This is a genomic window from Synechococcus sp. CCY9201 (assembly GCF_034931105.1).
GTDB lineage: Bacteria > Cyanobacteriota > Cyanobacteriia > PCC-6307 > Cyanobiaceae > CBW1002.
Genome location: NZ_JAYGIC010000040.1, coordinates 1 through 6813, shown reverse-complemented (window position 1 = coordinate 6813; position 6813 = coordinate 1). Strand labels below are relative to the sequence as shown.

Sequence of the window (6813 nt, the reverse complement as noted above, 5' to 3'; positions counted from 1 at the left end):
GCCTGCGGCTGCGGATCGATGGAGCGCTGGCGCGCTGCCGGGAGCTGGCGGGGCAGGCGGCGCTGGTGGGTGGCGAGGCGATGGCGCGCTTTCAGGATGCGGCTCACCTGGAGGCCCTGGGCCTGGTCCAGCTCTGCTGCGAGCGGCTGCAGAGCCTGCCGGAGCGGATCGAGCAGCGCCGTCCCCTGCTCGAATCCGGTGGCGGCGTGCTGCTCAGCGCCGAAGACCTGCAGCGGCGCCTCAGGCAGGAGGAGACAGCCCTGCGCGGCGAGGACGCCGGCCCCCTGCGGCTGGAGCGCCAACGGCTGGTGGAGCAGCTGCGCCGCAACCTGGAGGCGGCTGAACAGGGGATGGACGAGCGCGAAGCCCGGTTGGTCGCCCTCTCCACCCGCCTTGAGCAGATCGATGGCGGCCTGCGGCATCTGCGCCGCCAGGTGGATCGCCAATGGCCCTCCAGCCAGGCCACCGATGCGGCGATGGCCGAGGCCCTCAGGCCCCTCGATGCAGCCCTCGATCAGATCGAACGCCTGCTCGACGAAGGCTCCCGCTGAGCGGGTTCGTCCCTGAGGATTCGGCCTTGGTCGGTGCTGCTGCCCCTTGCCGATTGACGCGGCGGCCTGCGGGACTCACCCTGGCGTTGATGGCGCCGCCTGAAATTCGTCCGTGATGCCGCCGCAACTCCCGACCCTCCAGACCGGCCTTAACGTCTGGATCAGGCGCGGGATCCGGTGTGGGATCAGGGTCTCGGCACTCAGCCTGGCCCTGGCGGCCGTCTCCGCAGCCGAGACCGTTGCGGCAGCCAAGGCCCGCCCGGTGCCAGTGCCGCTGGTGGTGCAGCCAGCCGGCTCCCGGGCGAAGACCCAGCCCCCCACCGCGTCCAAGGCGGAGCTGCCGGGCCTGGGTGCCCGTCAACCGGAGTGGCGCCTCTACGGCCCCCTGCGGGTCGACTGGTCCAGCTGGACCTCGATGGGGGGCAGTGTGGTGGCGCCCACCATCAATTCCAAGGGGCAGACCATCCATCTGTCGGTGAACTGCTCGGTGGGCAAGATCAACGTGGCCGGCGCCAATGGCGTCTGGAGGGGCTGGCAGGCTCCTCAGGTTGATTTCGAAAGACAGCTGGTGAAGGATGCCTGTGCCGCCCGGCGCAGCTGATCCCGATGGGGCGGCTGGGTCTAGGCCGACGGCCCAGGGGCTGACTCCAGCCAGCCCAGCAGTTCCGGCAGGGGCATGGGTCTGGCGATCGCGAAGCCCTGCAGGTAATCCGCCCCCAGCTCCTGGCAGAAGGTGGCCATGCTTGTGTCACTGATGCCTTCCACCACCACGGCGGCCCCGAGGCCATGGGCCATTTCGATGGCGGATCGCATCAATTGCCTGCCGCGATCATCCTCGAGGCTGAGCAGCAGCAGGGAGCGATCCAGCTTGATGAAGGCGGGCTCCAGTGTCTTCAGCAGCCTGAGGTTGGAATAGCCGGTGCCGTAGTCGTCGATCGAAATGGCGGCGCCGTGATCGATCAGGCCATGCACCACCTTCAGGGCCGCGCTGTTGTCGGGCAGCAGGATGGATTCCACCACTTCCACCACAAGGCCCTGGAGGCCGTGGACCGCGGGCCAGCTCTGCAGCAGGGAGGCGAGCTGGGGATCTTCCAGCTGCTTCACCGACATGTTCAGGCTCACCGACAGATCGCTGCGGCCGGTGGCGCTGAGGCGCTCCAGATCGGCCCGCAGCAGGCGCAGGGTGAGGGGCCCGAGCTCGCGGATCAGACCGCTCTGCTCGGCGAACGCGATGAAGTCGTCCGCATGCACCACCTGCCCGTCGCGGTGCCAGCGAATCAGCGCTTCCACCCCCCAGAGCGTTCCCTCTTTGGCCGCCACGATCGGCTGGAAATACAGCTCAAACGACTCTGCGGCGATTGCCTCCGCCAGCGCGCGCCGCAGCAGGCGCCGCTGCTCGGCGGCGGCATTCATCGCATCGGTGAAGTATTGAAAGGTGTTGCCGCCCTGGCTCTTGATTCCATACATCGCCGCATCGGCGGCACGCAGAAAGTCGTCCACCGTGGTGGCGTCTTTGCCATAGATCGCCACCCCCACACTGGTGCCCACCTTGAGTTCCACATCCGCTGCCTGAATCGGCTGGCTCAGTTCCAGCATCAGGCGTTCCAGGATGGTATCGAGTTCGTGATGGTCGCTGTAGCCGGCGATGATCACGCCAAATTCATCGCCGCCCAGCCGGCCCACGTAATCCCTGCCGCCGCGGATTTCTTTCTGCAGGCGCTTGCCGATCGCGCACAGCACCTCATCGCCAGAGGCGTGGCCGTATTGGTCGTTGATGTCTTTGAAGTGATCCAGATCCACCCAGGCCAGGGCCAGGGGCCGCTTCTCCCGGGAGGCCCTGGCGATCTCGCGATCGAGGGCCTCCGAGAAGCTGAGTCGGTTGAGCAGCCCGGTCGCGCCATCAAAGCGGGCCATCTGCTCCAGCTGCAGGGTCGATTCCCGCAGGCTGGTCACGTCCTGCAGGATCACCAGAACCACGGCCTTGGCGATCGGTCGCGGCAGCCGCCGCACCTCGGCCGTCACCCAGGGGGTGTGGCCATCCTTGCCCTTGAGTTGCAGGGTCCGGGTGGCGGCACGGTCGTTGCCACTGAGCACGTCTGCTGCGGCGGAGACGATCTCCTGCTCGAACCCCGGCGCGGCGATCAGGCCGATCGGAATGCCCTGGATCAAGGTGGAATCCAGGTTGACCAAACTGCAGAGTGCTTCGTTGCCCATCACCACCCGATGCTGGTCATCCAGAATGGCCACACCGAAAGTCTGGGTCTGGAACACCGCTTCGAAGATCGCGGACATGTCATGGGCCCGTTCTTCGGTGGCGTGCTGTTCGCTGATGTCGGCCAGGGTGCCCACCACGAAGGTGTCGCTGATCACCTTGGCTGTTTCGAGCACCCAGATGGGCTGGCCATCGCGACGGATCAGCTGATAGCGAACGTTCCACGCGTCCGCCGCTTGCCTGGCCTGGTTGACGCGGTCGCGGTCGGCTGGATCGATCGCCTCATCCAGCTGTTCAGGGTGGTCGAGGAGCTCCGCCATGCTCCAGCCGCTGAGGCTCTGCATGCGCTGGCTGACATAGACAATCTCCTTCATATTGCGGGCTCTCTTCCACACCGCCTCCTGCAGGGCATCGGCGAGCTGGGTGAAGTCCTGCAGCGCTGATTCGGCGTTCTGGCGCAGACTCACCAGCTCCGTGACATCGGTGAGCGTCACGATGGCGCCATGGCGGCCGCCGCGGTGGTCCTGATAGGGGAGAATCTGGGCCAGGTAGGCGATGCCGTCGCCTCGGGCCTCAATCGCCTCCCTGACGCCTCCCCGGATCACCCGCTCCAGGGCCTCCCGCAGGTTCGGCAGGGCCACCGTGGTGGGCACACTGGGCAGCATCTGGCCGATATCGCTGTCCACCAGGGCGAACACCCGAACGGCCAGCGGGGTGAAGCGGGTGACGCGCAGATTCTCGTCCACGATCACCATCCCCTGGCTCAATGACGCCTGGATGTTCTCCATGTCGCCGTTCAGCGCCTGCAGTTCATCGGTGCGGGATCGCAGCTGCTGGTTGAGGATCCCCAGGGCCTCATTGGTGGCCTGCAGTTCCTCGTTGGAGGCCTCCAGCTCCTCATTGGAGGATTGCAGCTCCTCCGACGACGCCTGCAGTTCCTCGGAGGAGGCCTCCAGCTCCTCGTTGGCGCTTTCCAGTTCGGACAGGGAGCGGCGCAGCGAGTCCTGGCTGCTGAGCAGCTCCTTCTCCAGCCGTTCCACCTCCTGATCGAAGCTGGTATCCCGTTCGATCAGGCGGCTCGGCAGCGGAGCCGTGGTGCTGGCGGTGTTGCTGTCGCTGGGATTGACCGCGATGAAGCTCAGAATCGTGAGGTTGCGATCACCCGCCGTCAGGGGCCGGGCTTCAAGGCGCACCTTGCCCTCCAGTCCCTCCAGCTGCAGCGGCTGGCCCATCACCGGCATGCCGTCGGCGCGGACGATCAGGAACAGGGCCCGCGCTTCGGCCTGCAGCTCCGGCCTCAGGTAGGAGCTGGCGGCGGTGGTGACCTGGCCCTCCGGCAGACGGCAGTAGGGGGTCACGTTCCCCTGCACCTCCACCAGGTCGTGCTGTTCGTCGAGGATGAGGCAGGGGTGGCACAGCTGGCGGATCAGGGCCTCCAGCAGGGTGACGTGCTGCTCCGGCACGTTCTCGCGCATGATCGCGACCCGGTTGCCCGCCGCCCCGCTGAACGCCGTCAATACCCGGGGCTGGGCGCTGCTGGCCAACGGCGGCAGCAGCCGCGTCGGGCTTTCTCCTTCCAGGGTGCGGACATAGAGGTGCTGTTCAGCGCTGGCCACCCCAAATCCCGGCGTGCGGCTGCTGAGCGATTCGGAGCCCCCCAGAAACAGCAGGCCGCCGGGCAGCAGGCCGTAGCGAAACAGGCTCAGCACCCGATCCCGCAGGGGGGTCGTGAAATAGATCAGCGTGTTGCGGCAGGAGATCAGGTCCAGCCGCGGGAAGGGCGGATCTTCCCCCACGTTGTGACGGGCGAACACGGCGCATTCGCGTAGCGTTTCGCTCAGCGCCATCTCGCCGTTGGCGAGGGTCACGAACCGCTGGCAGAGGTCTTCCGGGATCGCCTTGGCGGCCGAGGCCGGATAGGTGGACCGGCGGGCGATCGTGAGGCTCGCCTCATCGAGATCTGTACCGAAGATCTTCAGATGGCGCGACAGATCGGCGGGGTGATTCAGCACCTGGCTCACCACCATGGCGATGGAATACACCTCCTCCCCGGTGGCGCAGCCCGGCACCCAGACGCGCAGGGGGTAGCCGTCCACCTGCTTGGCGAGGTAGTGCGCCAGCAGATGGCCGAGCTCGGTGAAGGCGTCGGGGTCCCGGAAGAACGCCGTCACCGTGACCAGGAGGTTTTCCGCCAGGGCGTGCGCCTCGACTGGATCGGAGCCCAGCAGGGGCAGGTATTCCTCGATCGAACTCACCTGCCGGATCGCCATGCGGCGTCGCACCTGCCGGCGCAGGGTCGATTCCTTGTAGCGGGAGAAGTCGATGCCGATGGCGTGCTTCAGCTGCCGGCTGATCGTGGAGAGCATCACGGGCTCCGGCTCCGGCAGGGAGCGGCCGATCCAGTCGGCGCCGCTGCTCACCAGGGCGGCGAGGCGCTGGCCGATCTCGCGGGCGCTGAGCACCAGCTCGGCGCCGCCGAGGGAGATGGCGGCCCGTGGCATGCCGTCGAAGCGGGCGTTGTCCAGGGTCTGCACCAGGGTGAGCCCGCCGGCGGCCCGCACCGCCCGCAGCCCGCGGGCGCCATCGGAGCCGGTGCCGGAGAGCACCACCCCCACGGCCCGCTCCCCCCAGTGCTTGGCCAGGGATTCGAAGAGGAGGTCCACGCTGGGGCTGGGGCCGAAGCGCGGCAGCGGCTCGGTGACGACCAACCGGTTCTTCTCCACCGCCACGTCGTGGTTCGGGGGGCAGATGGCCATCGTTCCGGCCTGCAGCGGCATGCCGTCCACGGCCGCGACCACCTTGAGGCTGGTGGTATGAGAGACCAGATCCACCAGCAGGCTGCGGTGGTCGGGGGCTAGGTGCTGGGCCACCACGTAGCTCACGCCCCCGCCCACCAGCAGGTAGCTCACCAGCTCCTGCAGCGCTTCGAGGCCGCCGGCGGAGGCGCCCAGGCCCACCACATAGGCAATCTCGTCGTCGGCTGGCGCGGGTTGGGGCTCTGTGGCGTCGGTGGCGCCTGGGGATCCAGCTGCTTCTGGCGGGTCAGCGGTCTCTGAAGCGCCAGGTGTGGGCGACGAGCCCGGCCGATCAGGTGGGTTGGCTGGCTGTTGGGACGCGGTTGGCTCGGCTGGCTGCTCGGGCGAGGTTGGGTCCTCCTTGGGTTCAGATCTCTGCTTTGATCCCAACGACTGCATCCGATCCCTGCAAGAAGCCTATGCAGGGTTTCCGAGGCCGGCTTGGAGTTGTTGCCGTCACTCAGATCAGGGCCGGATCGGCGCCATCGGGGCGCTCGGCCAGCGGCAGATCAGCCAGGAGGTCGAAGTCGGCGAAGTCGAATCCCGGTCCCACGCTGCAGTAACTGAGGCTCCAGTCCCCCAGGCTGCGCGCCGCCTGCCACCAGTCGGCCGGGATCAGCTGCACAGGCTGCTGCTGGGGGTCTGCTGGATCGAGGGGGCCGAGCCGCAGGTGCTCGGTGCCGCCGCCCTGGGGCGGCAGGCGCAGCAGGTCGAGCGGTGCGCCGCCGCCGTGATACCAGAGCTCATCGGCCTGGCGGACCCGGTGCCAGCGGCTCGATTCGCCCGCCTGCAGCAGGAAGGCGATCAGGGTGAGGCCGGCCCGCGGCTGGCCGTCGTCCTGCCGCACCACCCCCACGGCGGAGCGGTGCAGTTCCCGGTACCAGCCCCCCTCCGGATGGGGTTGCAGCTCCAGCTGGCGAATCAGTCGTGCTGGATCGGAGGCCATGGGCGCCGGGTTGTTGCCCTGCCTAGCTTGCCGGGAAGGCCCCAGGTTGCAGGAGCGTTCCATGCCCGCACTCCCTCGTCCCGCTTGGCGGCTCCACGGCGCGTCAGCTGCGGTCTCAGGGGCCGTCGCTCCGATCACCAGGTGGTCTGAGGCGTTGGACGGTGGCCTGGCTGCGCTGCGGCGGCTGGGGGGTTTGCTGGGGCTGGTCGTCCTGGTGGGGCCGCTGGCCGCAGCGCCCGCAGCGGAAGCGCAGGTGCAAGCGCAAGCCCAGGCGCAGGTGCAGGCGCAAGCCCAGGCGCGCCTGGTGGC

5 protein-coding genes are annotated in these 6813 nt (G+C 68.1%); 2 read left to right on the top strand and 3 right to left on the bottom strand.

What is annotated here, in order from left to right; genetic code table 11:
- A partial coding sequence (locus tag VB716_RS04440; RefSeq protein ID WP_323269838.1) for a hypothetical protein occupies positions 1–551 on the top strand: 551 nt, incomplete at its 5' end.
- A 115-nt stretch (positions 552–666) separates the two neighbouring features.
- Positions 667–1152 (top strand): hypothetical protein, encoded by a 486-nt coding sequence (locus VB716_RS04435; protein ID WP_197157373.1) that lies wholly within the window; start codon positions 667–669, stop codon positions 1150–1152.
- 20 nt (positions 1153–1172) lie between these two features.
- Here VB716_RS04435 and VB716_RS04430 read toward each other — a convergent pair whose 3' ends face one another.
- The 3 genes from VB716_RS04430 to VB716_RS04420 all read right to left on the bottom strand — a co-directional run.
- Positions 1173–5720, bottom strand: a complete 4548-nt coding sequence (locus VB716_RS04430; protein ID WP_323269837.1) for an EAL domain-containing protein — start codon at positions 5718–5720, stop codon at positions 1173–1175.
- A 298-nt stretch (positions 5721–6018) separates the two neighbouring features.
- A complete protein-coding gene (locus VB716_RS04425) occupies positions 6019–6504 on the bottom strand; it encodes a cupin domain-containing protein (RefSeq protein WP_323269835.1) in 486 nt (161 codons plus the stop codon).
- Between the two features lie 115 nt (positions 6505–6619).
- On the bottom strand, positions 6620–6813 hold a 194-nt coding region (locus VB716_RS04420), incomplete at its 5' end, for a hypothetical protein (RefSeq protein ID WP_323269834.1).

What these genes read in the sequence shown, in the direction of transcription:
- VB716_RS04425 (WP_323269835.1), bottom strand. Translation starts at nt 6,504, where the DNA reads ATGGCCTCCGATCCAGCACGACTGATTCGCCAGCTGGAGCTGCAACCC.
- VB716_RS04435 (WP_197157373.1), top strand. Translation starts at nt 667, where the DNA reads ATGCCGCCGCAACTCCCGACCCTCCAGACCGGCCTTAACGTCTGGATC.